Raw genomic sequence first — 14937 nt, forward strand, 5'->3', positions numbered from 1 at the left:
AAACCTTTTGTGATTAAAAAGTCAGTCAGTTTTAATTCCTTGTCCGATGGAATAGCCAAAAGAAGCAAGTTTTCTCCATCTTTATATTTTTTCTTCGGATTGATTCCTGCTTTAAAAAAGCTTCGTAAAGCGCTGGATCAGATTGTCCATTTGAGGCGGCAAAAACAAGCGGAGTAGTGCCGTGGCTATCCTCAAGATTGATGTCTGAACCTTTGCTGATTAAATATTGTACAAGTTGAGTATTTCCTCTGTAAGTCGCCCAGTGTAAATAAATACGATTATCGTGAGTAGATTTGCTTACAGGATTTCCAGGTTGGTCTAATAAAAATTTTATGCTTTCTAGAGGTGCGTCGTTGTTAATTGCCAGAGTAGTAACATCAAAAGCGTTTGCATTGGCTTCTGCAGGATTATTTCCTTTTGCTATTTCTGCTTTAACGGTATTTACATCTGGAGCTGTTTTCCAGAATGAAGCGTCTAATAAAGTATTTTTTTGTTGCGCACTAACAAATAAAGCGGTAGTTAATGCTAAAGAAAGAAAGAAATTCTTTTTCATATTTTGGTATTTGTTGTTTTTCAATTAGTTAAAGTTGTTAGCTCTTTTAAAGATTAAAATTTTAGAAAAAGCTGTTCTATTTAGAATAAATAAAAATAACGCAAATGTAAAAATTAATCTCAGTAAATCAATTTATTTAGCTTAGAAACTTTTGCTTTAAGCAGATTTTAAGACTTTTTTTGTCTGATTCAGCCTTTATAAGACTTATAATCGTGATAAAAGTTTAATTCGGATTAAAATTTAATTGTAACGCAAAGTATATCTGTAGGAGAGACGCACTGCAGTGCGTCTCTACAAAAAATCGGTAAAATTATTTTGTCGAATGTTTTTTTACAAAACAAAAAGGTATAATTCTGATTAAATATTAATTTAGTAGCCGTTTCCAAAATTAAACCTTAAAAATCCAAAACATTTCTAAATGGAAAATATTACCGTAATTATAATGCTTCTGTTTGGCGTTGCCTTTTTGAGCTTGATAAGCAAAAGATATAATTTTCCTATCCCTATAGTATTAGTGCTTTGTGGTGTTGCGATCAGCGTAGTTCCAGGACTTCCTGTTATTGCCTTAAATCCAGAAGTCGTTTTTATTATCTTTTTACCGCCACTTTTATACCATGCGGCGTGGTACACAAGCTGGTATGAGTTTAAAAAAACAATTCGTCCGATAACGCTTGCGGCAGTTGGTTTGGTTTTGTTTACCACATTTTCGGTTGCGGTTGCCGCGCATATGCTTATAGATGATATCTCTTGGCCGTTAGCGTTTTTGCTAGGCGCTATAGTTTCGCCTCCAGATGCTGTCTCTGCAACTTCAATTACAAAAGGACTTGGACTTCACCCACGATTGATTGCTATTTTAGAAGGTGAAAGCCTGCTGAATGATGCAAGCGGACTTGTAGCCTATAAATATGCATTAACTGCTATAGTTGCTGGTAATTTTGTGTTGTGGGAAGCAGGTTTGAATTTCTTTATCATGTCAACTTTAGGAATTGCAATTGGTCTTTTAGTTGGTTACGTTATGAGTATCATTCATAAAAGATTTGTCTGCGATGATATTATTGAGGCAACATTGACAATGTTAACACCTTTTGCATCCTATTTGCTGGCAGAACATTTTGAATGCTCAGGAGTACTTGCAGTAGTAACAACCGGACTTTTTTGTCGGCGAGATCGGGAAGCATTTTTACCCATGAAAGCCGTATGATGGCCGGAACGATTTGGAATATTTTGACCAATATTTTAAACGGACTGATTTTTATATTAATTGGTCTGCAGTTGCGCGATATTATTTCGGGAATTAGCAATTATTCGGGTACCTCTTTATTTTTATGGGGAGCGAGTATTAGTATAGTGGTTATTTTGGTTCGTTTTTTATGGATTATTCCGGCGACATTGGTTCCGAGGTTTCTCAGCAAAAAAATCCGTCAAAACGAAGAATTTGATTATAGAAACATGATTATTTTTGGCTGGTCTGGAATGCGTGGTGTGGTTTCTATGGCGTACCGCATTGGCTTTGCCATTAATGCTGAATGAAAAAGAGGGATTTCCGCTTCGTAATCTTATTATTTATTTGGTTTTCTGTGTTATACTTTCGACTTTGGTAGTTCAAGGATTAACGCTTCCGTGGCTCATTCGAAAATTAAAATTACAGCCGTACTCTATTTTGGCTGAAGAATATGAAATCAGAAATGTGATTGTTTCTGAAACGATCGCCCATATTGAAGATAATTTTTCACTTCTGAATGACGATTTGCTTCATAATATCAAAAGCAAATATGAAGTAAAATTCAATCGCTTGCAGAAAACAGAACTTCCTGCAAATTTCTTTGGAAAAGGCAATGTAATGGGAGGGAGATTTTCAATGATTTTACAAAACTGCAAATCGATCTGCTTAATGTAGAGCGTGCAAAATTAGAAGTAATGCACAAAAATGGCTCTGTAAATGAGGAGATTTTCAGAAAGATAGAAAAAGAGCTTGATCTTGAAGAAACACGCCTTTGGATGGAAATGTATGAGGAATAAAAGTAATTAGATAATTAGAAAATTAACTTGGCTCAAATTTAGAAATCCATATAATGTTGTAAAATAACTTATATTTACATCTCATATTATTTATTTCATGGAAGAGAATAAACACGTCACGATCTACGATATTGCAGAGAAGTTGAATTTAGCGACTTCCACAATTTCAAGAGCTTTAAAAGATCATCATTCAATAAGTGATAAAACGATAAAAAAAGTCAAAAAAGCGACCAAAGAAATGGGATTTGTTCCTAATACTCTGGCGGCAGGACTGCGTGGCAATAAAACAAAAACAATTGGGGTTTTGATTCCAACGGTTACACAGCCCTTTTTGTCATCACTTATTAGTGGTATTGAAATTACAGCACAAAAATCGGATTATTCGGTTATTATTATGCAGTCGCATGACTCCTATCATGATGAAGTGAATATGGCTAAATCATTGTATAGTAATCGCGTAAGCGGCGTAATTTGTTCGCTTGCAATGGAAACTAGAGATACGGCGCATTTTGAGCAATTTTCAAATAATAATATTCCACTCGTATTTGTTGACAGGGTTCCGAAGGATTATAATACTTTTAGAGTTGTAATCGACAATTATTCGGCAGGTTATAAAGCGACCAAGCATTTAATTGAGCAAGGTTGTCTTCGAATTGCACATTTAACTGCTGGTGCCGAATTTGGAAACCTTTATAATGAAAGAAAACGTGGCTACATGGAAGCTTTGCGTGATCATAATTTGCCTATAATTGATGAATTGATTGTTGATTTGAAATCGGTTACGTATGAAGATGGAGTAAAAGCCAGCAATAAATTGTTTGATCTAAAACCGCTTCCAGATGGACTATTTGCTTCTGGAGATATTATTGCGGTTAGTGCCGTTCAGACTGCCAAAAAAAGAGGCATAAAAGTGCCGGAAGATTTAGCAGTTATTGGTTTTAATAACGATCCAATTTCTGAAATTATTGATCCAAACTTATCTACGATTACACATCCAGCGGAAAAAATGGGTAAAGCCACTGCTGAAATTATTATAAAAAACCTAAAATCCTTGAAAGAGAGTGAAGTCCAGGAGATAACATTCTTAAATACCGAAGTCCTGGTTCGAGAATCTTCCCATAGAAAATAATAGCCAAAGTCTTTGGCCTTAAATTGAAGGCTTATTTTCAATACTATAGAACTCCCGTCATTTCAATTGACGGGAGTTTTTTTTGCTATTCTGAGCAACCGATTGTCTTTTTAGTTTATTTTTCTGAATAAAATTAAGATCTTGGCATTTTTCTTACGTTGCAGTTGAATTACTCAATGTTTACTTACAGTTCAATCAAGTTGGCTTTGCGAACTGAAATTGAAAATAAATCCAATCTTAATTTTTACATTTTTTTTAGTTTTTTCAATGAAACACTATTTTATCTACAACGTTTTCGTAGATAGAGAATAGTGTTTTGCTAAATGTTTAAAATTTTAATAAAAAAAATGTAGTATATATTTTTTAAACGGGTATTTTTTTAATTATTCGAATAAAAAAATTGCACAACCGGTTGTGTGTTGTTGTATTTTATATATATTTGTTCAAACTAAGATAAGTCTATAAAAAACAACTAACCATAACTATTAACTAATTAAATCAACCATTTATGACTAACTTTTTAATTACTAAAAGCAAATGGAAATACTTTGAAAAGCTGGGGATGTTATTCCTGATGTTTGTATTTTCTGCCGCGGTAAATGCCCAAACCAATGTATCTGGAGTAGTTTCAGATGCAAATGGACCAATACCTGGTGTTAATATCATTGTAAAAGGAACTAATATCAGCACGGTTTCTAATTTCGATGGTGCCTATACCATTAATACATTGCCTGCAAACGGCGTTTTGGTTTTCAGTTTCATTGGATATAAAACAAAAGAAGTAGCTGTTGCTAATCAAACAAAAATAAATGTAACACTTGAAGAAGATTCAAATGACTTAAAAGAGGTAGTCGTAGTAGGTTATGGTACCATGAAAAGAGGTGATTTGACTGGTGCAATTTCTTCAATTTCAAGCAAAGCAGTTACAGAGTCGGTAACAACGACTGTTGACCAGCTTTTGCAAGGAAGAGTTGCAGGGGTTCAAATGCAAGCCAATAGTGGTGCGCCAGGAGCAAGTTCTTCAGTTCGTATTCGTGGTATAAGTTCATTAAACGGATCAAATGAACCTATATATGTAATCGACGGGGTTATTATTGATGGTACAGCAAGCGGAGCAACTTCAAATCCATTGTCTTTCATCAATCCTTCAGATATTGTTTCGATGGATGTTTTAAAAGATGCTTCGGCAACGGCAATCTACGGATCTAGAGCCGCAAATGGAGTAATTATCGTTACAACAAAACGAGGGAAAAAAGGAGAAATGGCGCTTAACTTTGACAGCTATGTTGGTTGGCAAGAAATTCCAAAACACTTGGATTTGCTAAATTTGAAAGAATATGGTACGCTTAAAAATACGCGTTCAGATTTAGGAATCGTTCAACGTGACAATTATTTCATTAGACCTGATTTGCTTGGTGAAGGAACAGACTGGCAAAAAGAGCTTTTTACAACTGCCTTGATGCAAAGCTACAACTTATCAGCTTCTGGAGGTTCTGATGCAACTACTTATGCAATGGGAATTGGGTATTTAGATCAGGAAGGTATTGCTATCGGATCTGGTTTTGATCGTTTTAATTTGCGAGGGGTTATTGATTCTCAACTAAAAAGCTATTTTAAGGTGGGAGTAAATTTTGCAATGAGCAAAACCAACCAAACAACTACTGTTACTGATGATTCTTTGATTCTGACAGCTCTTAAACAAACTCCAAACGTTGCTGTACGTAACGCAGACGGAACTTTTGATGGCCCAGATACAACTGAATTTGTACAAAACAACCCAATTGGTCTGGCTTCTATAAAAGACAATCATAATATCAATTATAATATGAGAGCCAGCACTTATGCTGAAATCAGTTTTACAAAAGACCTGAAATTTAAAACGCAATATTCTGTAGACTATAGTTTTGTAAACAATTACACTTTTAGTCCATCATACACTTTTGGTGCTCTTGTAAATGATGTTCGTGAAGGAACAAGAACAAAATCAAATAGTGATTTTTGGCTTTGGACAAATTCATTGAATTACAATAAAACGTTCGGTTCGCACAATATCAATGCAATGGTTTCTCAAGAGATGCAAGAGTCACATTGGGAAAATCTTTACGGTTACCGTTCAGGATATTTGACTAATGGCGCAACAGACTTAAATGCTGGTGACGCGACAACTGCGAAAAACTCAAATGCAAGTAATACAAGTGCTTTAAAATCTTATTTTGCTAGATTGATTTACTCTTACAACGACAAATATTTATTGACAGCGACTATTCGTCGTGACGGTTCTTCAAAATTTGCTGAAGAAAATCGTTGGGGTTGGTTTCCATCTGCGGCTGTGGCTTGGAAAGTTTCAAACGAAGAATTCTTAAAAGACAGCAAAGTAGTCAACAATATGAAATTGCGTGTTGGTTGGGGAGAAGTAGGAAATCAAAACGTACCAAACTTTGCTTATACTTCGACTTATAATGCTTCTGCAACAAATTGGGGAACTGGACTTCTTGCCGCAAATACAGCAAATAAAGATTTGAAATGGGAAACGTCTTCTCAAACAAACGTAGGTCTTGATTTAGGATTCTTAAACAACAGAATCGAATTGACTACAGATGTTTATTATAAAAAAACTAACGATTTGCTTCTGCAATTGCCTCTGCCAGCATATGTTGGTACGACAGGGCAAGGAGCAACATCTTCACCTTGGGTAAATGTTGGTTCGCTTGAAAATAAAGGTATTGAGTTTACATTGAATACTTTGAACATGGACAGAAAAGATTTCACTTGGAAAACTAACGTTACTTTCTCAATGAATAGAAGCAAAGTGCTTTCATTGAATACAGAAACAGGAATTTTGAACAAAAGCATTCAGCAAGGTTCTGATGTGACAGTTGTTACGCGTACTGCGGTTGGAGAACCAATTGGACAATTCTACGGTTACAAAGTTATAGGACGTTTTGAAAATGCTACAGATTTTTATTATAAAGATAAAAACGGAGTAGTACAACCAACTGCTTTGCCAGAAGGAATGAAAATTGGTGAAAATGGTGTTTGGATTGGCGATTATATTTTTGAAGACATTAATAAAGATGGCGTAATCAACGAAAAAGACCGTGATTATATTGGTAATGCAAATCCTGATTTTACATTTGGTGTCAATAACTCATTTTCTTTCTTAGGTTTTGATGTGAGTGTTTTGGTGACAGGTTCTTACGGAAATGATGTTGCAAACTACCAAAGACGTTGGTTAGAAAATCCTCGTGAAAACACAAATTTATTGACTTCAGCTTTAGGATATGCACAATTGGAATTAATTGATCCAACTGGACCAAACGATTACCGTAATGTTCACATTGTTGGAGGAGATCCTTATATGCCAAGAATTGCGGCTTCATCAGCGGCATCATCATCGAATTACCGTTTCAGCAACCGATTTATTGAAGATGGTTCTTATGTGAGAATCAAAAATATTTCGATCGGATATAATTTGCCTCAAAAATTATATTCTAAATACGGAATTTCAAATATAAGAGTGTATTCAAATGCTCAAAATATTTTGACATTCACAAAATACAAAGGGTATGATCCAGAAGTTGGTTCGTTAAATCAAGATGCACTTTTAACAGGTATCGATAACGGACGCTATCCTTCGCCAATGATTACTACACTTGGATTAAATGTTAATTTCTAAAATTTTGCTGACAATGAAAACAAAAAAATAATATACTCGGTTCTTTTGATCGCATTACCATTTGTTTGGACAAGTTGCAGTGATCTTTTAGATGTTGAACCTGAAGATCAAATTACAAAAGAAAATTTTTACCAGTCGGAAGCTGATTTTCAGGTCGCGACTGGACCACTTTACAATAAAGTTTGGTTCGATTTTAATGATAAATTCTATTACGGCTTAGGAGATGGACGTTCAGATAACTTGTATGCACCATATTCAGATTACGTTTATCCATTTACAGATTTGTCTGAAACTGGTTTGACAGGCCCTTTAGTTTCGGCTTGGGGATCATTATACAATGTTGTACAACAATCTAATAATGTAATTATAGGTATTTCAGATAGTAATGTAAATTCGACTATCAAAAACAAATATATTGCTGAAGCTCGTTTTATGAGAGGAACTGCTTATTGGTATTTGGCATCGCTTTGGGGTGACGCCATTATTTCTACAGATCCTAGAGAATTGGTTAAAAATCCGGTTGTAAATAAAAACCCGATGAAAGATGTTTATGAATTTGCTATTCGCGATTTAGAATTTGTCGCGAAATATCTTCCAGAAACTGCAGGTCAGGCGGGACGTTTGACAAAATATAGTGCTTACGGAATGCTTTCTAGAGTTTATTTGTCTTTTTCTGGCGTAAGTGATAATCCAAACAGCGGAACAAGAAAACAAGAATACCTCGATTTAGCAAAAAAGCGGCAGAAAAAGTAATCAATTCTGGTCCGTACAAATTATTGGCTAATTATGCTGATTTATTTAAAATTGACAATAACAACAATCCAGAATCAATGTTTGCGCTTCAATGGGTTCCAAATGGCGATTATGGAGTAAACAATACACAACAGGCATATTTTGCACTAGGCTCTGATATTACGGGAGATGATGCGGCTTGGGGTTATTGGACTAGAGCTTCTTATGATGTTCTGAAAGAATATGAATCTAAAGATGCCCGCCGTAAAGCAACTTGGATGGGAGACGATGATTTTTATGCAGAAATAAACAAAGCAAACGGGGGTTATACCGTAGATCATGGAAAGGATTTCCTTACAGTTAAAAAAGGCGTTGTAGGTTCTACAAAAGATAATCCTAAAACGACTCGTATGAATTCAGGTTTAAACACTTATATGTTGCGTTTAGGAGAGGTTTATTTGAATTATGCTGAAGCCGCTTTAGGAAATAACGCTTCAACTGCAGATGCTTTGGCAATTGCAGGAGTAAATGCGCTTCGCCAACGCGCAGGACTTGATCCAAAAACAACTTTGACTTATGCTGATATTATTCACGAAAGAAGAGTAGAATTATGTATGGAAGGACAATATTGGTATGATTTAGTTCGAAGATCATATTACAAACAACAAGAAGTAATAAATTATGTAACGGCTCAAAATAGAGGAACTATAGTACCGATTTTATATGATTCTGCAACAAACACAGTTTCAATTGATGCTACAAGAAGTAACAGTACACGTTCAATCGGTGTAATTGATGCGACTATTTTCCTTTTGCCTTATCCAGAATCTGAATTGGTTCAGAATCCATTGTTGAGAGAAAATCCAGTTCCTTATGAGTTTAAGGAAGAAAAAATCAAAGACTTATTCTAATAATCTGAAAATAATAAATCTAAAAGAAAGATTAATATGAAATATATTTTAAATAAAAAGTATTGGGCATCCATTGCGCTTCTTGGAATAATGGTTTTTAGTATGCTGTTTACTTCCTGTGATAGTAATGATAATGCAAGTAAACAAATAGTAATCAGCAAAGTATTTCTAGAAGATGTAAATTCAACCGTTCCAGATAGAGAAGTGAATTTTGCTCGTTTAGGTCAGACATTGCGTATTGAAGGTTCAGGGTTTACTGGATTAAGAAGAGTGTTCATCAATGGATATTCAACGTATTTTAATGTCGTTTTTGTTTCTGATAATTCGATGATTGTCAGCGTTTCATCTGATACGCCTACAATTGAAGCTGATCCAGCTGTCAGAAATACAATTCGTTTTGTAAATGATAATACAGAAACGACGTTCAATTTTGATATTCGTTCGGGAAAACCTTCGATTACTGACATTTCGAATACAATGCCTAATCCAGGTGAAATTATTACAGTTTCAGGCTCTGGTTTGACAGAAATTAAAAAAGTAACTTTCCCTGGAAATGTGGTGGTAACAACCGGAATTGTTTCAGATCCTGATGGTGAGTTTTTTATGGTTACAATGCCAAACGGAGTTTCAGATAATGGAGGTTCATTATTCGTTGAAGGTTCAAACGGTGGAGTTTATTCTCCGGCATACTTCAATTTCAAAAAAGGATTGCTTCTTAATTTTGACGGACAAGGACAGCACGGATATTGGGGAACAAGCACAAGTATGATTCAGCCAGCAGATTTAGAATCAGCCGCAATTGGAATTGGGAATGTTTCGCAAGGAAAATATGTACCGCATCGTCCGGCTCGTATCGCTTCTTTTGAAGCAGGAAAAAATCGTCTTTCAGAAGTATGGACTGCAGGAAACGGAGTTGATAACTGGAGAGCTCAGTTGACGCCATATATTCCAGCAAATACACCGCTAGATAAAGTTGCATTTCAATTTGATGTTTTTGTTCCAGATGTGTGGAAAGATTCAGGTTTCTTAAAAATATGCATGATTAATAACTTTAATGGAGGAGAATGGGCAGGCGCTGTTTATAATTATGTTCCGTGGATTGTTGATGGAAAATCAACAGAATTTAAAACAACTGGTTGGAGAACTGTAACAATTCCGTTAAATAAATTCTACGCTTGGTCTAAAGAAGCTTATACTTTCGAAACTGTTTTAGCATTCCGAGAAGCCGCAACTTACCAGAACTTCGGAATCTATTTCGAAAACTCAAACGTGAAACTTAAAGATGTTACAGGAACTGCAAGTGAAGTAGAATTTGCGGCAAAAGCAACTTCTGTCAAAGTGTATACAGACAACTGGAGAATAGTTTCTTTAAACACGCCAGTTTATAACGATTTTAACTAAAAAAGCATCCAAATGAAATATAAAAATATACTTCCAATAGTCGCCTTGTCTCTAATGTTTTTGTCATCTTGCGATGATAATTTAATGGACTGGGAAAAAGATCCGGAACACGGTGCTGTAACTGGCGCAGAGCTTCCATTAGAGCTAGTCGAAAAAATTAGCCGTTACGAGCCTTTAAAAAATTATACTGACTTCGTTCTTGGAAACGGAATTGGAGCAGATTTATACATGAGTGATGCCGCTTACCGCAAAATTGTAAATGAAAATTTTGACGAAGTGACGCCAGGCTACGCAATGAAACACGGCGCAATGGTAAATTCAAAAGGGGAAATAAATTTTGCGACAATTGATGCTTTTATTGCAGAAACAAAGAAAGCAGGATTAAAAGTTTTTGGACACACTCTTGTTTGGCATTCCAATCAAAATGCGAGTTATTTGAACAGCATTATTGCTCCAACAGTAATTCCAGGTTCAAGCGGAACAAATATTTTGGATATTGCAGGTTTAAAAAGCGGTGCTTTTACAAACTGGTCAAGAAATAATCCAGGAAAAGGAATTTCGGTAGTAGCAAATTCTGGACTTACAAGTACTTCACAAGCAGTGCAATTGCAGTCAAGTGCGACATCTTCGGCGACTTACAATTTACAGCTGACGTCGCCAAATGTCCCTATTAATATTGCTCATAATTATGAAATTTCATTTTATATCAAATCAGATGTTGCTGGAAAAGGACGTATTTCGTTTAATGGTTCTCTGACAAATCAATATCCATACAAAGATTGGTACGCTACGGGAGGATCTTGGACAGAAGCCTTTGCAACGACATCTTCTTGGCAACAGGTTAAAATTAAATTGGCTCCGGGTGATTTTAAAGCAGGAAGCACAAGTTTTCAATTCAATATTGATTTAGGTTATTTGCCAAATGTGACGTATTTAATTGATGTAAATACGCTTGCGGTTGTAGATTTAGATGCGCCTGTAGGAGTTACGAATTTGGTTTCCAATGGTAAATTTAACACAGACCTTACAGGATGGTCGCAGTACAATCCTGCTGTACCAACTGTTGCTATGACCCTTGCACCAACAGCAAATGCCTACGAAGGAAACGGAGCATTGAAAGTTGTAAACGCTACCAGCGATGCGGCTAATCAATGGAAAACACAGATTCACGCTGATTTTACTTCCAAGCTAATTTTGGATAAAGATTATACAATTTCTTTTATGATTCGTTCAGAAGCAACAGGTTCTGTACGTTGCTCTACGACTGGAACAACAGCACATTATCAAGGAGATCAGGCAACTTCACCAACTTGGAAATTGATTGAATGGAAGTTTAAAGGAAATGGAACAGAAACTGGGTTGAACTTTGATTTAGGAGGAACTGCAGGAACATATTACATCGATAATGTGGTGGTTTCTGACGGAACTTCAAGCGGAGGAGCGACTCCGCCAGTTAATATTGATAAGACTGATGCAGAAAAAACTACCATTATTGGCAATGCTATGGCAGATTGGATTACTAAAATGATGGCGCACTATAAAACAAGCGTTTTTGCATGGGATGTTGTAAATGAACCAATGAAAGAAGACGGGACTTTAAGAAGTGGAAACGAAGGTGATACAGCAACCGATTATTTCTCATGGGTGAAATACTTAGGAAAAGATTACGCTGTAACTGCTTTTAAATTAGCTCGTGCAAATGGAAATGCTACTGATAAGCTTTTCATCAATGATTACAATCTGGAATCAAGATTAGACAAATGTGATGGTTTGATCGAATATGTGAAATACATTGAAAGTAAAGGCGCTACAGTTGACGGAATTGGAACTCAAATGCACATTTCGCTGACAACTGATAAAGATAAAATTGTTCAGATGTTCCAAAAACTGGCGGCTTCAGGAAAATTGATCAAAATTTCTGAATTAGATATCAGATTAGGAACTGCTACACCAACAGTAGAGCAACAAGCTTCTCAAGCGGCAATGTATCAATATGTTATCGATATGTACAAAAAATACATTCCAGCGGCACAGCAATACGGAATTACAATTTGGGGTGTTTCAGACAGTGTAAAAGAGCACGAGTTCTGGCTTCCAAATGAATCTCCAAACCTTTGGGATGCAAATTATGTACGCAAACATGCTTACAAAGGAACTGCAGATGGACTTGCAGGAAAAGATGTAAGCACTGGATTCTCTGGTGAATTAGTAAAAAAATAATTTTTTAGTTTGAAGTAATCCATGACACAAATTCCATTTCGGGTTTGTGCATGGATTATTTGTTTTTTATAATTTTAAAATAATCAGAATGCTTTATTTTCTAAAAAGGAATTATTTCCTGCTTTTAATACTATTTATTCAGTTTGGATTTTCTCAAGAAAAAATTCCGAATCTTCAAAAAAGGGAAATAAAATACAGTTAATTGTCAACGGAAAACCGTTTATAATTCGTGGTGGAGAATTAGGAAATTCTTCAGCAACCACAATGGAAAGTATGGAGCCGATTTGGCCCAAACTTACCGACATGAATTTGAATACAGTTTTGACGCCGATATATTGGGAATTAATAGAGCAGGAAGAAGGCAAATTCGATTTTTCTTTAGTGGATGATTTAATTGTAAAAGCCAGAAAAGAGAATTTAAAATTGGTATTTCTGTGGTTTGGTTCATGGAAAAACAGTATGTCAAGTCACGCCCCGGCATGGGTAAAATTGAATCAGAAGAAATATCCAAGAATCAAAGATGACAAGAATAAAAGTCATGAAATCCTGACGCCTTTCAACGAGAATAATTTGGTCGCCGATTTGAGTGCTTTTCAAAAACTGATGAAACATATCAAAGATTTCGACCAGAAAGAGCAGACGGTAATTATGATTCAGGTCGAAAATGAAATTGGAATGTTGCCAACAGCTAGAGATTATTGTCCAGAAGCAAATGTTGCTTTCCAGAAAGAAGTTCCTGCTGTTTTATTAAAATACATGCGACAAAACAAGGAAAAATTAGTTCCTGAGTTTTTAGAAATCTGGAAGAAAAATGGTTTCAAAACTAAAGGAAATTGGGAACAAATCTTTGGAAAAGGAATTCAGACTGATGAAATTTTTATGGCTTGGTATTTTTCAGAATTTACCAATAAAGTAGCCAAAGCAGGAAAAGAAGCTTACTCATTGCCAATGTTTGTAAATGCGGCATTAAACGCACCAGAAAAAAACCAGGTGAATACCCAAGTGCAGGTCCATTGCCTCACGTAATGGACGTTTGGAAAGCTACAGGAAATTCAATTGATTTTCTTTCACCAGATTTTTACAATCCTAATTTTAAGCATTGGAATGATTTGTTTACACGTCAAGGCGATCCGTTGTTTATTCCAGAACATCGTTTTGATACTACGGCGCCGTTTAAAGGTTTATATGCCATTGGGCATTATGAAGCGATTGGATTTTCGCCTTTTTCAATTGAGTCTGTAGGAGATGCCAAAAAAGAACCTTTGGGCAAAATTTATGAATTGATAAAACAATTAACACCTGTTATTGAAGTAAATAAAGGACAAGGAAAAATTGATGGCGTTTTATTGGATAAAGAAAATCAGTCACAAATCATTCAGTTAGGAAATTATGAATTTACTTTTAAACATGATTATACTTTAAATTGGTCAGATGGTGCCAAAGAAGCAGTTTGGCCAATGACAAGTGCCATTATAATCGAAATTGCTCCAGACGAATTCTATATTTCTGGTTCCGGAATTGTTGTGACTTTCAAACCTTTAAAGAATAAAGAATTAAACGCAGGAATTTTAAAAACAGATCAAGGAATTTTTGAAAACGGAGTATGGAAAACCATTCGTCATTTTAACGGAGATCAAACTCATCAAGGCCGTCATTTAAGAATTGCCGTTGATGATTATGAAATTCAGAAGATAAAATTGTATTCTTTTGAATGAGGTTCAAAGGTTCAGAGCGACAAAGTTTCAAAGGTTTCCAAACTGTATTTTATAAATCAAACCCGACAGGTTTTTAAAATCTGTCGGGTTTATTCTTTTTAAAGATGTGAGCAAAAACCTTTGCACCTTTGTTACTTTGTTACTTTGTATCTAAAGAAAAAGACGTTTTTTCAATTGCAGAAAGTGTCAAAGCGAAGACAGAAACTGGTAAAAACAGAATAATCTAAAGGTGCTTTTATAGAAATTGCGATCGACATGGAAATTGCAAAAAGCAACATTAATCCTGCTGTTCCGAGTGCGGCGTATCGTGTTTTAAATCCGATGATTAAGAGCAAGCTAAAGGCAATTTCAAAAAATGTAGCCACAGCACCCAAAATTTCTGCTAGAGATTTGCTTGCAAAAGAGTTTAGCGTCTGCGTATAAGCAATGAAATTGTCCCAATTTCCCCAAGCTACGCCCGGTGCTCCTGGTGCGCCCCAAAGGCCAAAACGATCTGCAACAGCAGAAAGCATAGTGATTCCTAAAAAGATTCTTAATATAAAACCGGCATGTGATAGGGATATATTTTTCATTTGGATAAA

13 protein-coding genes are annotated in these 14937 nt (G+C 35.5%); 11 read left to right on the forward strand and 2 right to left on the reverse strand.

The window, feature by feature from the left end:
* Positions 1-31 precede the first annotated feature (31 nt).
* Positions 32-553 carry an ankyrin repeat domain-containing protein gene (locus ACQ9BO_RS14175; protein WP_431241246.1) on the reverse strand — a complete coding sequence of 174 codons (522 nt, stop codon included), beginning with the start codon at positions 551-553 and terminating at the stop codon, positions 32-34.
* 418 nt (positions 554-971) lie between these two features.
* On the opposite strand from ACQ9BO_RS14175, the gene ACQ9BO_RS14180 reads away from it, so the two are divergent.
* The 11 genes from ACQ9BO_RS14180 (at position 972) to ACQ9BO_RS14230 (ending at position 14356) form a co-directional block, all read left to right on the forward strand.
* A complete protein-coding gene (locus ACQ9BO_RS14180) occupies positions 972-1754 on the forward strand; it encodes a cation:proton antiporter (protein ID WP_431241247.1) in 783 nt (260 codons plus the stop codon).
* Positions 1751-2083 carry a cation:proton antiporter gene (locus tag ACQ9BO_RS14185; protein WP_431241248.1) on the forward strand — a complete coding sequence of 111 codons (333 nt, stop codon included), beginning with the start codon at positions 1751-1753 and terminating at the stop codon, positions 2081-2083. The genes ACQ9BO_RS14180 and ACQ9BO_RS14185 overlap by 4 nt, the downstream gene beginning before the upstream one ends.
* The gene (locus ACQ9BO_RS14190; RefSeq protein WP_431241249.1) at positions 2058-2450 is read left to right on the forward strand and encodes a hypothetical protein; all 393 of its coding nucleotides are present in this window, start codon (positions 2058-2060) and stop codon (positions 2448-2450) included. The genes ACQ9BO_RS14185 and ACQ9BO_RS14190 overlap by 26 nt, the downstream gene beginning before the upstream one ends.
* A gap of 219 nt (positions 2451-2669) precedes the next feature.
* On the forward strand, positions 2670-3701 hold the full coding sequence (locus tag ACQ9BO_RS14195) for a LacI family DNA-binding transcriptional regulator (protein WP_431241250.1): 1032 nt from the start codon (positions 2670-2672) through the stop codon (positions 3699-3701).
* Between the two features lie 508 nt (positions 3702-4209).
* Positions 4210-7377, forward strand: coding sequence for a SusC/RagA family TonB-linked outer membrane protein (locus ACQ9BO_RS14200; protein ID WP_431241251.1), 3168 nt, complete (start codon positions 4210-4212; stop codon positions 7375-7377).
* Between the two features lie 45 nt (positions 7378-7422).
* A complete protein-coding gene (locus tag ACQ9BO_RS14205; RefSeq protein ID WP_431241252.1) occupies positions 7423-8130 on the forward strand; it encodes a RagB/SusD family nutrient uptake outer membrane protein in 708 nt (235 codons plus the stop codon).
* Positions 8131-8153: 23 nt separating this feature from the next.
* A complete protein-coding gene (locus ACQ9BO_RS14210) occupies positions 8154-9020 on the forward strand; it encodes a RagB/SusD family nutrient uptake outer membrane protein (RefSeq protein WP_431241253.1) in 867 nt (288 codons plus the stop codon).
* Positions 9021-9056: 36 nt separating this feature from the next.
* A complete protein-coding gene (locus tag ACQ9BO_RS14215; RefSeq protein WP_431241254.1) occupies positions 9057-10421 on the forward strand; it encodes a glycan-binding surface protein in 1365 nt (454 codons plus the stop codon).
* Between the two features lie 12 nt (positions 10422-10433).
* The gene (locus ACQ9BO_RS14220; RefSeq protein ID WP_431241255.1) at positions 10434-12641 is read left to right on the forward strand and encodes an endo-1,4-beta-xylanase; all 2208 of its coding nucleotides are present in this window, start codon (positions 10434-10436) and stop codon (positions 12639-12641) included.
* A gap of 225 nt (positions 12642-12866) precedes the next feature.
* Positions 12867-13667 (forward strand): beta-galactosidase, encoded by an 801-nt coding sequence (locus ACQ9BO_RS14225; protein ID WP_431245123.1) that lies wholly within the window; start codon positions 12867-12869, stop codon positions 13665-13667.
* Positions 13655-14356 (forward strand): DUF5597 domain-containing protein, encoded by a 702-nt coding sequence (locus ACQ9BO_RS14230; RefSeq protein WP_431241256.1) that lies wholly within the window; start codon positions 13655-13657, stop codon positions 14354-14356. Before ACQ9BO_RS14225 ends, ACQ9BO_RS14230 begins: the two co-directional genes overlap by 13 nt.
* 170 nt (positions 14357-14526) lie before the next feature.
* Here the strand turns inward: ACQ9BO_RS14230 and ACQ9BO_RS14235 are convergent, their stop codons facing one another.
* Positions 14527-14928, reverse strand: a complete 402-nt coding sequence (locus tag ACQ9BO_RS14235; RefSeq protein WP_431241257.1) for a DoxX family protein — start codon at positions 14926-14928, stop codon at positions 14527-14529.
* Between the last annotated feature and the right edge of the window lie 9 nt (positions 14929-14937).

Origin of the sequence: Flavobacterium sp. P21 (assembly GCF_050632225.1) — a bacterium.
In the GTDB taxonomy this organism is placed as follows: Bacteria; Bacteroidota; Bacteroidia; order Flavobacteriales; family Flavobacteriaceae; genus Flavobacterium.

Bases quoted from the DNA above. Each gene is read 5' to 3' on its own strand.
- ACQ9BO_RS14215 (WP_431241254.1), top strand. From the start codon at position 9,057: ATGAAATATATTTTAAATAAAAAGTATTGGGCATCCATTGCGCTTCTT.
- ACQ9BO_RS14200 (WP_431241251.1), top strand. From the start codon at position 4,210: ATGACTAACTTTTTAATTACTAAAAGCAAATGGAAATACTTTGAAAAG.
- ACQ9BO_RS14235 (WP_431241257.1), bottom strand. From the start codon at position 14,928: ATGAAAAATATATCCCTATCACATGCCGGTTTTATATTAAGAATCTTT.
- ACQ9BO_RS14195 (WP_431241250.1), top strand. From the start codon at position 2,670: ATGGAAGAGAATAAACACGTCACGATCTACGATATTGCAGAGAAGTTG.
- ACQ9BO_RS14220 (WP_431241255.1), top strand. From the start codon at position 10,434: ATGAAATATAAAAATATACTTCCAATAGTCGCCTTGTCTCTAATGTTT.
- ACQ9BO_RS14175 (WP_431241246.1), bottom strand. From the start codon at position 553: ATGAAAAAGAATTTCTTTCTTTCTTTAGCATTAACTACCGCTTTATTT.
- ACQ9BO_RS14180 (WP_431241247.1), top strand. From the start codon at position 972: ATGGAAAATATTACCGTAATTATAATGCTTCTGTTTGGCGTTGCCTTT.
- ACQ9BO_RS14185 (WP_431241248.1), top strand. From the start codon at position 1,751: ATGATGGCCGGAACGATTTGGAATATTTTGACCAATATTTTAAACGGA.